Annotated in this window: 13 protein-coding genes; 10 read left to right on the plus strand and 3 right to left on the minus strand. The window is 45.3% G+C overall.

Annotated features, from left to right (window positions below; genetic code table 11):
- Positions 1-6: 6 nt before the first annotated feature.
- The 7 genes from FQV26_RS05245 to FQV26_RS05275 all read left to right on the plus strand — a co-directional run bounded on the left by FQV26_RS05245 (position 7) and on the right by FQV26_RS05275 (position 6,602).
- Positions 7-1,029, plus strand: coding sequence for a TRAP transporter substrate-binding protein (locus tag FQV26_RS05245; RefSeq protein WP_146556308.1), 1,023 nt, complete (start codon positions 7-9; stop codon positions 1,027-1,029).
- A gap of 226 nt (positions 1,030-1,255) precedes the next feature.
- A complete protein-coding gene (locus FQV26_RS05250; protein WP_146556309.1) occupies positions 1,256-1,921 on the plus strand; it encodes a GntR family transcriptional regulator in 666 nt (221 codons plus the stop codon).
- Entirely contained in the window at positions 1,918-2,946 is a 1,029-nt protein-coding gene (locus FQV26_RS05255) for a TRAP transporter substrate-binding protein (RefSeq protein ID WP_146556310.1), read from the plus strand. Before FQV26_RS05250 ends, FQV26_RS05255 begins: the two co-directional genes overlap by 4 nt.
- Before the next feature lie 119 nt (positions 2,947-3,065).
- Positions 3,066-3,560 carry a TRAP transporter small permease gene (locus tag FQV26_RS05260; RefSeq protein ID WP_146556311.1) on the plus strand — a complete coding sequence of 165 codons (495 nt, stop codon included), beginning with the start codon at positions 3,066-3,068 and terminating at the stop codon, positions 3,558-3,560.
- Complete coding sequence (locus FQV26_RS05265; RefSeq protein ID WP_146556312.1) at positions 3,557-4,846, plus strand: TRAP transporter large permease; 1,290 nt, start codon at positions 3,557-3,559, stop codon at positions 4,844-4,846. Before FQV26_RS05260 ends, FQV26_RS05265 begins: the two co-directional genes overlap by 4 nt.
- Before the next feature lie 34 nt (positions 4,847-4,880).
- Positions 4,881-6,050 carry an aminotransferase class I/II-fold pyridoxal phosphate-dependent enzyme gene (locus tag FQV26_RS05270; protein ID WP_146556313.1) on the plus strand — a complete coding sequence of 390 codons (1,170 nt, stop codon included), beginning with the start codon at positions 4,881-4,883 and terminating at the stop codon, positions 6,048-6,050.
- Positions 6,051-6,107: 57 nt separating this feature from the next.
- Positions 6,108-6,602 carry a cupin domain-containing protein gene (locus FQV26_RS05275; RefSeq protein ID WP_146556314.1) on the plus strand — a complete coding sequence of 165 codons (495 nt, stop codon included), beginning with the start codon at positions 6,108-6,110 and terminating at the stop codon, positions 6,600-6,602.
- A gap of 90 nt (positions 6,603-6,692) precedes the next feature.
- Here FQV26_RS05275 and ahlS read toward each other — a convergent pair whose 3' ends face one another.
- Positions 6,693-7,541 carry an AhlS family quorum-quenching N-acyl homoserine lactonase gene (gene ahlS, locus FQV26_RS05280; protein ID WP_146556315.1) on the minus strand — a complete coding sequence of 283 codons (849 nt, stop codon included), beginning with the start codon at positions 7,539-7,541 and terminating at the stop codon, positions 6,693-6,695.
- A gap of 115 nt (positions 7,542-7,656) precedes the next feature.
- On the minus strand, positions 7,657-9,021 hold the full coding sequence (locus FQV26_RS05285; RefSeq protein ID WP_146556316.1) for an aspartate kinase: 1,365 nt from the start codon (positions 9,019-9,021) through the stop codon (positions 7,657-7,659).
- 127 nt (positions 9,022-9,148) lie between these two features.
- Here FQV26_RS05285 and FQV26_RS05290 point away from each other — a divergent pair, with 127 nt between their 5' ends.
- Genes FQV26_RS05290 through thrB form a run of 3 tightly spaced genes read left to right on the plus strand, consistent with a single transcriptional unit; the run spans position 9,149 to position 12,401 of the window.
- Entirely contained in the window at positions 9,149-10,441 is a 1,293-nt protein-coding gene (locus FQV26_RS05290) for a homoserine dehydrogenase (protein WP_146556317.1), read from the plus strand.
- Entirely contained in the window at positions 10,438-11,499 is a 1,062-nt protein-coding gene (gene thrC / locus FQV26_RS05295) for a threonine synthase (protein WP_146556318.1), read from the plus strand. The genes FQV26_RS05290 and thrC overlap by 4 nt, the downstream gene beginning before the upstream one ends.
- Positions 11,496-12,401 (plus strand): homoserine kinase, encoded by a 906-nt coding sequence (gene thrB, locus FQV26_RS05300; protein ID WP_146556319.1) that lies wholly within the window; start codon positions 11,496-11,498, stop codon positions 12,399-12,401. Before thrC ends, thrB begins: the two co-directional genes overlap by 4 nt.
- A gap of 52 nt (positions 12,402-12,453) precedes the next feature.
- On the opposite strand, the gene FQV26_RS05305 is transcribed toward thrB, so the two are convergent.
- A complete protein-coding gene (locus FQV26_RS05305) occupies positions 12,454-13,878 on the minus strand; it encodes an NAD-dependent succinate-semialdehyde dehydrogenase (RefSeq protein ID WP_146556320.1) in 1,425 nt (474 codons plus the stop codon).
- Positions 13,879-14,021: the final 143 nt, after the last annotated feature.

Raw genomic sequence — 14,021 nt, forward strand, 5'->3', positions numbered from 1 at the left:
GGTACTATGAAAAAAATTATCGGATTTGCGCTGGTTTTACTGTTGTTGCTTTCGGCTTGTGGACGCCCCAATGATCAATCCACTTCAACATCGCCTGGAGAAGAGGAAGAAACTTATACTATCCGAATGGCTTATTTGGTGCCTGAAGAGCATTCGGCCCATATCCAATCTTTAAAGTTCAAAGAAAAGCTGGAAGAAGAATCAAACGGCCGGCTGACTGTGGAATTATATCCAAATGGACAATTATATGGCTCGGATCGTGAAGCGATTGAAGCTGTACAGCTAGGGAACTTGGAAATGACCATTCCGGCAGTAGCTCCTTTGGCTTCATTTAATGAAAAATTTCTGGTGTTTGATTTGCCGTTTTTGTTTAACAATTATGACGCTGCCTACAGTGCGTTGGATGGCGAATTGGGCCAGGAATTGCTGGACAGTCTGGAACAAAACGATTTAAAAGGTCTGGTATTTGGTGAAAATGGGTTCCGGCACGTGTCGAATAATGAGAAGCCGATCGAATCACCAGAAGACATGGCAGGACTGAAGTTGCGGACTTTGGAAAATCCACTGCATACCGATACGTTCAAAGCCTTTGGCGCCAATGCTTCGCCTTTTGCGTTCGGAGAATTGTACACAGCTCTTCAGCAGGGAACGTACGACGCAATGGAATGTCCGATTTCACTATACTATACGAATAAATTCTATGAAGTCCAGGATTACCTGACATTGACAGGACATGTCTATGCAGCCGCAATCGTTCTCGCCAACAATGATTTCTACAATAGTCTGCCGTCTGATCTACAGGAATTGGTTGTGGAAGCTTCGGAAGAATTTCGGGATGAGCAACGGACACTGGCGCAACAGCAAGATGTGGAATTTCTTGAGCAGTTGAAAGCTGAAGGCATGCAGGTAAATGATTTAACCGCTGAACAGCGAGATGAGTTTCGTCAGGCTGCACAATCCGTTTACGACAAATACGAAAGCCAGATTGGAAAAGATTTAATTGATCGAGCTTTAGCGGCAAATGAATAAAAGAGGCTAAAACCAAGAACAGTTTCTTGGTTTTTTTCTCTGTTTTCAGATGCATTAGTCTTTCGCACATAAATGCTAAAAAATAGTTGCAGTCCAAGCTTGACGTTTCTTTCTGAATCGAATTGTTAGAAAATTTGGATTATCCCTATACAAATTTATCTGTGTATTCTATACTTTCTGTATACAGTATACACTGTATGAACTATTTATGTAGAGGGGAGGAATTATGGAGAAGATCAAAAAACAAGCCACGTTGGCGGATCAGGCCTACGAGTATATTAAGAAAATGATCATTACAGGAAAATTGAAACCGGGTCAGGAGTTGCCGGAAGAAAAGCTGGCTCTAGAACTTGGCATCAGTCGGACGCCTCTGAGGGAGGCTTTAAAAAGACTGGCTGTTGATGCGCTTATCGAATTAAGAAAACCAAAGCCTGCCGTAGTAGCAGCCTTTACTTTCCAAGACGTCAAAGAAATCATGGAGCTTCGCAGGTTATTGGAAATCCATGGACTTGAAAATCTGTCGAAGGCAGATCAACAGCCTGTCATGCAACAAATCAAGCGAAATGTGGACCGCCAATTTCAAGCCGTACAGGCAAAGAATGTTGTGGAGTTTATGGATCTGGACCAGGAATTCCATTCTTATCTGTACCAGAACCACGAAAATAACCGCTTGAAGGAAATGATAAAAGGCATCAACAGTGGAGGAAGCCGGGCATTTTTATTATTATCTGACACCGCTGTCGACAGCGCAAAAAAAGCCTATGAAGAGCATCTATCCATTTTACATGCAATTGAAGAAGGCGATATAAGCAAAGCCAAACAGCAGTTGAGTACTCATTTGGACAATATCGAAAGCCGGCTGCTGAAATACATCAAACAGGAGGAACTATGAAAAAATTACTTGGACTATTTCTTATCTCACTATTTATTCTGTCAGCCTGCGGAAGACCGGACAGTGGAACCACAACAACAGAAGATGGCGGAACTGGGGAAGATACCTATACAATCCGTCTTGCACACTTAGTGCCGGAAGAACAATCCTCTCATATTGCGGCCGAGGCTTTTAAAGAAAAACTGGAATCAGAATCAGATGGCCGTTTAAAGGTTGAGTTATATCCGAATGGCCAGCTATACGGTTCTGACAGGGAAGCAATTGAAGCGGTTCAGTTAGGAAATGTTGAAATGACGATTCCAGCTGTAGCAGCAATGGCATCATTCAACGAAAAATTCCAAGTGTTCGATTTGCCATTTCTCTTTAATAACAATGAAGCGGCTTACCGTGCATTGGATGGGGAACTCGGCCAGGAACTGATGGCTGATCTTGAAAACAATGGCATGAAAGGTCTGGTTTTCGGAGAAAATGGATTCCGCCATGTTTCCAATAACCGCGGACCAATTGAATCTCCACAAGACATGGAAGGATTGAAAATGCGGACATTGGAAAGTCCGTTGCATACCGATACGTTTAACGCTTTTGGCGCAAACGCTTCACCATTTGCATTCGGTGAACTTTATACAGCGCTCCAGCAAGGCACTTACGATGCTATGGATTGTCCGATTTCCCTTTACTACACCAACAAATTTTATGAAGTACAGGATTACTTAACGTTGACAGGACATGTATACGCAGCTACTGCGTTGCTGGTGAACAATGATTTTTATAACAGCCTTCCGGAAGACCTTCAAACTATTATCACAGAAGCTTCTGAAGAATTCCGTACAGAACAGCGCGAATTGGCTCAAGAGCAGGACGGCGAATTCCTCGCCCAGTTGGAAGAAGAAGGCATGCAGGTCAATGATTTGACAGATGAGCAGCGCAACGAATTCCGTGAAGCGGCAGAATCTGTCTATACGAAATACGAAGATCAAATTGGAAGAGATGTAATCGACCGGGCACTAGCGGCCAATGAAGAATAAACTAAAAGACAGTTGAAGAATCAAGGAAGAAATTCCTTGATTTTTCATTTTCTGCAGCTTTTATTCCGCTGAGACAAAAAACGCAGCAGATTGAAGTTTTTACGAAAGGAAGTGCAACAATGATCAAGAAGTTTGAGAAGGCGGAAGAAGCCTTTCTGGTCCTGACCTTGGTAGTTATGGTGGCTTTAATCTTTGGACAAGTTGTTGGACGCTATGTTTTTTCCAACGCTCCAAGCTGGACAGAAGAAATGGCTCGTTATATCCATATTTTCCAAGTGTGGATTGGAGCGAGCTATGCTGTTAAATTGCGTGAACATATTCGTGTGGAGGCTTTTATCACACGATTTAAAGGTTTGCCAAGAAAGATTTTGGAAACGATTACGTTAGTGATTTGGTTTGCAATGGCTTTATTCCTTGCCTATTTTGGAACAGATCTTGTACTGAGCAGTATTTCCAACGGCCAAGTCACTCCGGCGATGCAATTGCCGATGTGGATTCCCTTTTTAGCGATTCCGCTGGGTGGGATCGGGATGTGCATCAGGTTGATCCAGCAGTTGATCAAAATCTGGCAGGGCGATTACGAGATGCATAAAGGAGGGGACCTTCCGGTATGACAATAGCTCTGTTATTCGGTACATTATTTGTTTGTCTACTGATCGGTGTGCCGATTGCGATTGCATTGGGGGTCTCAGCTTTGACCGCCATTTATTTCGGTACGACTTTACCGCTGAGCATTATCACTCAAAAAGCGTTTACTTCCCTGGATTCGTTTCCATTGCTTGCTATTCCATTCTTTATGCTAGCGGGAATTCTCATGGGTAAAGGCGGTGTATCTAAGCGGCTGTTGGCATTCGCTTCGGCTTTGGTCGGGTGGATGACCGGTGGACTTGGCATGGTGACCATTGTAGCTTGTATGTTTTTTGCAGCGATATCCGGTTCAGGTCCAGCGACTGTCGCAGCTATAGGCGGTTTTATGATTCCAGCAATGATCGCGCGCAATTATGACGGCGGATTCGCTTCAGCTGTTGCTGCATCGGCAGGTTCTATTGGCGTTATTATTCCACCGAGTATTCCGTTTGTATTGTATGGGGTTATTGGCGGTGTTTCAGTCGGAAGCATGTTCTTAGCAGGCATTATCCCCGGTTTGATCATTGGAGCTGGTTTGCTGTTGACCGCGTATATCATTTCCAAAAAACGGGGCTATAAGCCTGAGCCCGGAGAAGCGTCAAGCTTTGAATTCAAGGATGTCCTGAAAACCTTCTGGGAGGCGAAGTGGGCATTGCTGATTCCAGTCATTATTCTTGGCGGAATTTATGGCGGAATCTTTTCTCCGACAGAAGCCGCCGTTGTAGCCGTAGTGTATGCTATAATTATCGGCAAATTCGTTTATAAGGAATTATCCTGGAAGGGGCTTTATGAAAGCTTCAGGCAGGCAATCGTTATCAATGCCACAACCATGATCATCATCGGCTTATCGGTGTCATTTGCTTACTTCATGACGATTGAACAGATACCAGGTGAAATCTCCGATTACTTGACGGCCTTATCGACCAATCCATTGGTGATTCTGCTGGCGATCAATCTACTGTTGCTGGTAGTGGGGATGTTCATCGATACCATATCTGCATTAGTTGTCCTAACACCGATACTGTTGCCGATTGTCGTGACGGTGGGTGTGGATCCGGTTCATTTTGGCGTTATTCTCGTGGCCAACCTGGCAATCGGTTTTGTTACACCTCCGCTTGGCGTCAATCTGTTTGTGGCTTCGAGCGTCGGCGGTGTCCGCTTTGAACGCATCGCTTTTGCGGTGCTGCCGTTCCTATTGTCGATGATTGTCTGCTTGCTGATCATTACCTTCATTCCTGCCTTGTCATTATGGCTACCGGGACTTTACGAATAACGAAGATTTTCACTTATAGAAAGGTTGTCACTGCATGAGCATTTCTATCAACAGCCGGATCGAGTCGATTCAAATTTCAGGCATCCGCCAGTTTTCAAATCAATTAATCGATTATCCGGAAGCTATTAATTTAACAATCGGACAGCCTGATTTCCCAACCCCTGAAGCTGTTAAACAAGCAGCAATTGAAGCGATCCGAAACGATCAAACAAGTTATACGCATAATGCGGGATCACTCGAACTGCGAGCAGAAATCGCTTCTTTTTTCAAGGATACGTATGAGCTGGATTTCGATCACAAAACAGAAATTATTGTCACCAATGGTGCCAGTGAAGGATTGGATTCCCTCTTTCGTGCCATTTTGGAAGAAGGAGATGAAGTTATTTTACCGGCGCCGGCTTATCCGGGATATGAGCCCATTATCAAGCTTTGCGGAGGCAAAGTAGTGTATCTGGACACTTCAGACACCGGCTTCCAGCCCGATCCACGGCGTCTGGAAAACTTAATCACTGAACGCACAAAAGCGGTTCTGATGAATTTCCCCTCCAATCCAACAGGTGTCACGATGGAGTCTGCTCAGCTCGAAAAAGTTGCATCAGTACTTGAGAAGCATGAGGTCTTTATCGTCACCGATGAAATTTATAGTGAAAATTCATATGGGGAGAAGCACTCCACTTTTGCCCGCTTTGACGAATTGCGCAATCGTACTTTCCTGGTTCATGGCCTTTCGAAGTCGCATTCGATGACAGGTTGGAGAATCGGTTTTGTTCTGGGGCCTGAAATGTACATGAAGCATGTGTTGAAAGTGCATCAGTACAATGCGATTTGTGCTTCTGTTCCAGGTCAATTCGCTGCGCTCGAAGCGATGAAGAATCAGCGTCACATTCCTGCTGAAATGAATAAACAATACATTTTGAGAAGAAATTTTGTGTATGGCCGCTTAACAGAGATGGGCATTGACGTAGTTCTGCCAAAAGGCGCCTTTTACATTTTTCCATCCATTGAGAAGTTCGGTATGACCTCTTTGGAGTTCGCTGAGCGTCTATTGAAAGAAGGAGGCGTAGCAGCAGTGCCTGGCTCTGCTTTCACAACTTACGGTGAAGGATTTGTCCGAATTTCTTATGCTTATAGTATGTCGGTGCTTGAAGAAGGTATGGACCGATTGGAAAAATTCATCAATACATTGACTGGATTTAAGAAATAGACGATTAGTGGACTGCTATACGGGTAAAGTTTCTTATATGAAAAGGAGCTGAACACGATGTCAAATCCACAATTCTATCGATTTGAAGACGATGGGGCAATTCCGAATAATCCTTCACTGGAAGTGATTTTGTATCCTGCTGCTTTTGCAAAGAAAACGGAAGAAATTGAAGCGGCATTCAATAGCCACGATTGGACAAACAGTTGGACCGGCGGAGTTTTTGAATATCACCATTACCACAGCAACACACATGAAGTTTTAGGAGTGCGCAGCGGGTCCGCAACCCTGCAGATTGGCGGGGAGCAAGGGGAAACCTTGTCGGTAACAGCCGGTGATGTCGTGTTGCTGCCAGCAGGAACAGGACATAAAAAGCTGGAAGCTAGTGATGATTTTCAAATTGTCGGTGCTTATCCCGGCGGCGTATCCTACAACCTGAAGACAGGAGAACCAGGGGAACGCCCGTATGTTCTGGAGGATATTCAAAATACCCCTCTCCCAAAAACAGATCCTGTCTATGGCGATAACGGGCCTGTTATTGAAAAATGGACATAAAACACATAAAAGCCCTTTGCCAGGTCCCTGGCGAAGGGCTTTCGAGTTTTGAAGGTTATAATCCATCAAAACCCTTGAGTGTTTTATCCGTTACTCGTAGTAGCCTTCAGTCGATTTTCGGAAAGTCTTAAACTGATCGGCATCATGGCCGAACCAGACATCCGAATTGGTTTCTTTTGAGATTCTGCGGATTTTTTCGACGGCAGAAGTATAACCGACAGAATCGTACAGAATACCAGGCGGTTTGATGGGGGGACCAAAACTTTCAGCTGTGTAAATGGCATCGGATGCAAGAATGATTCCACCGGTTTCAGGCAATTGAATCTGCAAGCCGAGCATTCCCCATGCGTGGCCGCTGCCAAAGTTCAGGATTTTAATTCCTTCAGCAAGCTGCAAGCCGTCTTCTGTCCGCTTAACGGTCTGCCATTGAAGGTTGTTTTTAATCCAGGCATCAATGTCGCCCCAGATATAGGCACCTTCTTTCATGTTCCGGGCATAAGTCTGCAGAGCACCGTTAAGCTCATCTTCATGGACGATGATGGTGGCATTGGTGAATAGCTCAAGGCAGCCGGCATGATCCAAATGCAAGTGGGAAGCAACTACATACTTGATGTCTTCCGGGCGAACGTTCAATTCCTCCAGCCGGTGATGCAAATAGCATTCTTCCGGCATGTCAATCGGAAACAGGGATTGTGTCACTTTCCCCCAGCGGCCTTCTGCACCCATCGAGTTTGGGTTACAGGCCGTGTCGAACAGGATTTTTCCTTCCGGATGATCAATCAATACCGTGTAGACCGGAAATGTCACCATTTCACTCGGCGGATTCGGATTCTGCGCACTTGCCGGGTTGTGCATCGAAATCATGTAATTCTTGTCCATGCTTAAAGTGCCGTTGTCCATTACATACAGCTTCGGGTTTGGCTTGATAATACCAGTCATCAATTTTCCCCCTCTCAGAATACTTCCATAATATCACAATTTTCAGATAATGATACACGGTAATTAAAAAACTCTTGAGCGGTTAAGCTCAAGAGTCTATAGATGGGGCTATTGATTAATGAACCATAGCCGGTTCAAAGAATTCCTTATATAATTCATTCAATATCTTTTGTTCATCTTCTTTTAAGATGCCAAATACCAAACTCACTTCTGAAGAACCCTGATTGATCATTTCAATATTGACACCGGTTCTTGCAAAGGCATTAGCGGCCCGGGCAGTAAGGCCTTTTGTATTGTTCATGCCTTCGCCTACAAGGACAACCATTGAAAAATCACTTCGGATATGGACATCGTCAGCCTGAAGTTCTGATTTCACCCGCTCAATAATGCGTTGTTCTTTATCGGCAGTCAATTGATGGCTGCGCAGGATGACAGAAAGGTTATCAATCCCGGATGGAATATGTTCGTATGAAATTTCTTCGTCTTCTAATATTTGCAGCAACTTGCGGCCAAACCCGATCTCGCGATTCATTAAGTATTTGCTGACGTAGAGTGTCGAGAAGCCGCTGTCTGCTGAGATACCTGTAACGGGACGAAGCGAATGATCACGTTCTGCGACAATCATGGTTCCAGGTGCAGCGGGGTTATTGGTATTGCGGATACATAAAGGAACAGCTGCTTTAAAGACGGGCATCAATGCTTCATCGTGCAAAACAGCAAATCCCGCATATGAAAGCTCGCGCATTTCCCGGTAAGTCATCTGCTCAATTTCGGCAGGATTATTCACCACTCGGGGATTGGCCGCGAACACACAATCTACATCGGTAAAATTCTCATACAACTCCGCTTTGACTGCAGCTGCAAGAATCGAACCGGTAATGTCTGAGCCCCCGCGTTCAAATGTCCGCAATAGCCCTTCTTTTGTATAACCGAAAAAGCCGGGGAAGACCGTGATGGTTTCTTTATGACGCAGTTCTGCCAATCTGTCATAGGCTTCAGGAAGCGCCTGAGCCCGTTCCGGCAAGTCATTTACAAACAACCCAGCATCCAGCGGGTTCACATAGTCTGCAGCCAGACCGATAGAAGTCAGGTAAGCGGCAATCAATTTTGCAGAATTGTCTTCACCGCTTGCTTTGATTGAGTCTGCAAAAAGAGGGGGAGAACTTTTATCTGCTTGGAGACGGTTTAAGAGGTCTGTTTCGATGACTTGTTTAATGTCATTGCCCAGTCCCAATTCATCAGCGATTTCCGAATATCTTCCCACGACTTTTGCAAGGGCAGTGTCTGTCGGTTCCTCACGGAGCGCTGCTGCCGATAAATCAATTAGTAAATCTGTTACTTTTACATCTCCATCAAATCTCTTGCCGGGAGCAGAGACGACGACAATCTTGCGCGAAGGCTCCGCTTTGACGATTGCTGCCACTTTTTTTATCTGTTGTGCACTAGCTACTGAAGTACCGCCGAATTTGCTCACTTTCATCCAATCAAGTCCCATCTTTTTTAATAGTCTGTAAAAGGGTTGTTTTAACTAAGATATAATACTATAATGTCCCTATGACAAAAACAGCTGTTTTTTCACAGTGTACACACCATGGGAGGAATCGTCAATGAAAAATGAAATTTCAATCGGATTATTAGGCCTTGGAACGGTGGGCAGCGGAGTTGCTAAAATCATCCAGCAGCATCAGCAGGATTTGCATCATAAATTAGGTGCCCAAGTTTCAATCAGGAAAGTGCTGGTCAGAAATGCTAATAAAGACCGGATTTCCAGTTTAGATCCGAGTGTTTTCACGACGGATATAGAAGAAATTTTGAATGATTCTTCTCTCGATATCATTGTCGAAGTGATGGGCGGCATCGATGGTGCTAAATCGGCTATCGAAAAAGCGCTCAGATCAGGCAAACAAGTGGTTACCGCCAATAAAGATGTTATGGCTGAATATGGCCATGAGCTATTGAAGTTGGCAGACGCTGAAAAATGCGACCTTTTCTATGAAGCAAGTGTTGCCGGTGGTGTACCGATTATTCGGACATTGGAAGACGGACTTGCTTCTGACCGCATCTCCAGTCTGATGGGGATTGTCAATGGCACAACAAATTTCATCATGACAAAAATGAAAAAAGAGAATATGACATATGATGATGCATTGGCTGAAGCGACAAAACTGGGTTACGCCGAAGCAGATCCGTCTTCGGACGTGGATGGACTGGATGCAGCTCGGAAGATGGTTATCTTGTCTTCACTGGCCTTCTCGACAGAAGTACACCTGGATGATGTGCTTGTCAGAGGAATGAAAGATATCCGCGACGGCGATCTTGAACTTGCGAATAAGTTTGGTTATACCATGAAAATGGTTGGCTCTTCAACTAAAGATGAAGATGGCATCGAAGTATCGGTGGAACCGATCTTCCTGGCAAACTCGCATCCCTTAGCTTCGGTCAACAATGAATTCAACGCTGTCTACATATATGGTGAAGCAGTTGGTGAAACGATGCTCTATGGCCCTGGAGCAGGTTCACTTCCGACTGCAACTTCAGTTGTTTCAGATATTATCGCAGCGTGCCGCAATCTGCAGCTTGGCGTCAACGGAAAACGTGCACATGCTGCACAGCACGAGCGTGTCATTAAACCTGAATCTAAACGTTTTGCAAAATATTGCCATCGTTTGCTGGTAAATGATGAAGTTGGCGTCCTGTCAAAAATGACAGCTGTCTACAGCAAACACGGTGCCAGCATCCAATCTGTAATGCAGTCCCCGGCAGATAGCGAGGACAAAGCTGAACTGGTGCTCCTTACGCATCAGATTTCAAGACAGCAGCATTTGGATGTATTAAATGAATTAAAAGGAACGGCGAGCGTCATCAGCCATTACCGCATAGAAGGGGAGGAAACAGCATGAGATGGCAAGGATTGATTGAGGAACATAAGGAATGGCTTCCGGTTACAGAAAATACACCTTCACTGACGTTGCAAGAAGGCAATACGCCATTAGTGCACCTGGAAAGATTATCGAAAGAATGGGGCATAGACCTCTACGTAAAACTAGAAGGGGCAAACCCGACCGGCTCTTTTAAAGACCGCGGAATGGTTATGGCTGTCGCTAAAGCAAAAGAAGAAGGAAAAACAGTTTTAGTTTGTGCATCTACGGGCAATACTTCTGCTTCTGCGGCTGCGTATGGTGCAAGAGCGGGGATGCGGACCATCGTCGTTATTCCGGAAGGGCGCATCGCACTTGGGAAACTGGCCCAGGCAAAAATGTATGGAGCGGAAATTCTTGAAATCAAAGGAAATTTTGATGAAGCTCTTCAAATGGTCCGGGAAGTTGGGCAGGAAGCAGGCATTGCACTTGTCAATTCCGTCAATCCATACCGGCTGGAAGGACAGAAAACGATCGCTTTTGAAGTGATTGACCAATTGGGGCAAGTCCCGGATATTTTTGCATTGCCAGTCGGCAATGCCGGCAATATCTCAGCATCATGGAAAGGCTTTACGGAATATGCGGAACGTACCGGTGAAAAACGCCCGGCGCTTCTTGGCGTCCAGGCAGCTGGAGCCGCACCAATCGTTAACAATGAAGTCGTGAAAAATCCAGAGACAGTGGCAACTGCTATCCGCATCGGCAATCCAGCAAGCTGGCAGTTGGCACTCGATGCCTTGGATCAATCAAATGGAACGATTCTGGCAGCTACCGATGAAGAAATCCTGAAAGCTTATCAGCTTTTGGCTTCAACTGAGGGAATATTTGCTGAACCGGCGTCTTGTGCTTCTATCGCGGGCATCAAAAAGCAAGTGGAAAGTGGAGCACTGAAAAAAGGATCGAAGGTGGTTGCAGTACTGACAGGCAACGGGCTAAAAGATCCTGAAACAGCAATTTCAGTGAATCAGCACAAAGCACTTCTTGTGCCAGAAGATATGGAACGTTTTTGGGAGGATCTAAAAAAAGGAGTGAAGATATGAGCTATAAAGAATTCTCTGTGACTGTTCCTGCTTCAACAGCCAATTTGGGCCCAGGATTTGATTCGATTGGTCTGGCATTGGACCTTCATATGTTCGTTCATGTTTCGCCGGCTGATGAATGGCTGGTTGAATACAAAGATCAAGGTTATCAGCAGATTACCAGCGGCACTGACAACTTAATTGTCGCTACTGCACAAGCCGTTGCAGATAAGTACAGTCATCCACTGCCAAGTGCGAAATTAGTGGTGGAAACAGAGATTCCGTTAAGCAGAGGCCTTGGCAGCAGTGCATCCGCAATTGCTGCCGGCATTGAAATTGCGGATCGATTGATTGGCTTAAACCTGCCGATGAAAGAGAAGTTGAGAATTGGAACGGAAATGGAAGGGCATCCGGACAATATTTCTGCGTCACTTCTTGGCGGTCTGACAATTTCCTATTTTGACGAAGAGGATTTGGAAATAGTTCATGTTCCTCAAGTGGAGATCGGGGTAGTCATTCTGGTTCCTCCAACTGAATTCTTAACTGCGGAATCACGCAATCTGCTGCCCGAGGCTTTGCCGCATGCAACAGCGATTCGAGGCAGTGCTTCAGGCAATGTCATGTCCGCTGCATTGGCAAGAGGAGATTGGCAGACTGCAGGGCGTATGATGCAGAAAGACACTTTCCATGAGCCATACCGTAAAGCCAGATTTCCTGATTTTGATGCGATTCAAGAAAGCTGCCATGAACTTGGCGTGTTTGGTACGGCGATCAGCGGTGCAGGCCCTTCATTGTTTATTGCAGTAGAAAAAGGACAGGAACAAGCCATAGCTGAACAATTGGCAGAGAAGTTTCCGCATTATGAATGCTTGGTCACCAGACCTTCTTCCAAAGGCATCAAAACATGCGAAACAGTTGTGTAAAACAAATCGAAAAGAAGCGGTCCGGAATTTTCCGGGCCGCTTCTTTTGGTATTTATATTTTTATAGAAATGTATTTGGTTTCCAAGAATGCTTCCAGGCCTTCTTGTCCACCTTCACGTCCAACACCACTTTCCTTCATTCCGCCGAACGGTGCCTGCGCTGTGGAAGGGGCTCCATCGTTCCAGCCAACAATTCCGTAGTCCAGGTTTTCGGATAAGTAAGTGCCGCGGGACATGCTTTCAGTAAAGAAGTATGCCGCTAATCCAAAACGCGTATCATTCGCCAATTTTACGGCTTCTTCATCGGTTTCAAAAGACATAATAGGTGCTACAGGACCAAAGGTTTCTTCGTTCATGACGAGCATATCCGAAGTGGCATTGACTAAAACAGTCGGATTATAGAAGTAGGCATTGTTCTCTGAACGGCCGTCTCCTCCAACCAATACTTTGGCGCCTTTTTCAACGGCATCATTGACATGGTTTTCGACTTTTTCATAACCGTCCTTGTCGACCAATGGCCCAATCTGAACACCTTCATCCAATCCGTTGCCGACCTTCAGATTCCCTGCAGCTTGTTGAAGTTTCTGGGAAAATTCCTCGACAATGCTTTGCTGTACGTATATGCGGTTGCCGCAGACGCATGTCTGGCCGGCATTACGGAATTTCGATGCCATGACGCCTTCAACTGCAAGATCCATATCTGCATCTTCCAGAACGATGATGGGTGCATGGCCGCCCAATTCAAGTGACAGGTTTAACATAGTTTCGGAAGCCTGCTTCATCAATTCTTTGCCAATCTCAGTCGATCCGGTAAACGTCAGCTTGCGCACATCGGGATGACTGGTAAAAACCTTACCGATTTTACTTGCGCTGCCGGTCACCAGATTAATCACGCCTTTAGGAAACCCGGCTTCTATTGCAAGTTCATACATTTTAACAGCAGTTAAGGGAGTCATTTTTGCGGGCTTGGCGACGAATGTACATCCTGCTGCCAAAGCCGGAGCCATTTTTCTGGCCATCATGGCGGCAGGGAAGTTCCATGGCGTGATGGATACTACAACGCCTACCGGCTGTTTATTGATTTGGATGCGTTTGCCGTCTTTGCTTGCTGGAATTGTCCGACCATACATGCGCTTGCCTTCTTCGGCGAACCAGGAGACAAACGATGCAGAATACTCAATCTCCCCAATAGCTTCAGCCAAAGGCTTGCCCATTTCTTTTGTTAGAATTTCACCGATTTCTTCTTTATGCTCAAGCAGCAAATCGTGCCACTTCATCAGAAGCTCAGCGCGATGATAAGCTGTCGTTTTTGACCATTCGGGAAATGCGGCAGCGGCAGCTTCAATTGCAGCGGTCGCTTCGTTTTCGCCCCCGTTTGGCACTGTACCGACAATGTCACCCGTTGCCGGATTTGTCACCTCAATTTTTCCATCGCCTGTATCGATCCATTCACTATTAATATAATGTCTGCCATCCATTTTTTTGAAGTCCTCCTTTAAGATTGCGTGTATCCTAATAAATACCTCTTATGGAGCACAGGTAAACGTTCGGGAAAAGTGAGCGAATTGTATTTTCTTCATTTTTCGTCAAAAAGACAAAAGCGAATAATGACAATAATTTA

Source organism: Planococcus sp. CPCC 101016, from assembly GCF_007859295.1.
GTDB lineage: Bacteria > Bacillota > Bacilli > Bacillales_A > Planococcaceae > Planococcus.

Coding starts and splice junctions, on each gene's coding strand:
- FQV26_RS05245 (WP_146556308.1), top strand. CDS start 7: ATGAAAAAAATTATCGGATTTGCGCTGGTTTTACTGTTGTTGCTTTCG.
- FQV26_RS05250 (WP_146556309.1), top strand. CDS start 1,256: ATGGAGAAGATCAAAAAACAAGCCACGTTGGCGGATCAGGCCTACGAG.
- FQV26_RS05255 (WP_146556310.1), top strand. CDS start 1,918: ATGAAAAAATTACTTGGACTATTTCTTATCTCACTATTTATTCTGTCA.
- FQV26_RS05260 (WP_146556311.1), top strand. CDS start 3,066: ATGATCAAGAAGTTTGAGAAGGCGGAAGAAGCCTTTCTGGTCCTGACC.
- FQV26_RS05265 (WP_146556312.1), top strand. CDS start 3,557: ATGACAATAGCTCTGTTATTCGGTACATTATTTGTTTGTCTACTGATC.
- FQV26_RS05270 (WP_146556313.1), top strand. CDS start 4,881: ATGAGCATTTCTATCAACAGCCGGATCGAGTCGATTCAAATTTCAGGC.
- FQV26_RS05275 (WP_146556314.1), top strand. CDS start 6,108: ATGTCAAATCCACAATTCTATCGATTTGAAGACGATGGGGCAATTCCG.
- ahlS (WP_146556315.1), bottom strand. CDS start 7,541: ATGACTGGTATTATCAAGCCAAACCCGAAGCTGTATGTAATGGACAAC.
- FQV26_RS05285 (WP_146556316.1), bottom strand. CDS start 9,021: ATGAAAGTGAGCAAATTCGGCGGTACTTCAGTAGCTAGTGCACAACAG.
- FQV26_RS05290 (WP_146556317.1), top strand. CDS start 9,149: ATGAAAAATGAAATTTCAATCGGATTATTAGGCCTTGGAACGGTGGGC.
- thrC (WP_146556318.1), top strand. CDS start 10,438: ATGAGATGGCAAGGATTGATTGAGGAACATAAGGAATGGCTTCCGGTT.
- thrB (WP_146556319.1), top strand. CDS start 11,496: ATGAGCTATAAAGAATTCTCTGTGACTGTTCCTGCTTCAACAGCCAAT.
- FQV26_RS05305 (WP_146556320.1), bottom strand. CDS start 13,878: ATGGATGGCAGACATTATATTAATAGTGAATGGATCGATACAGGCGAT.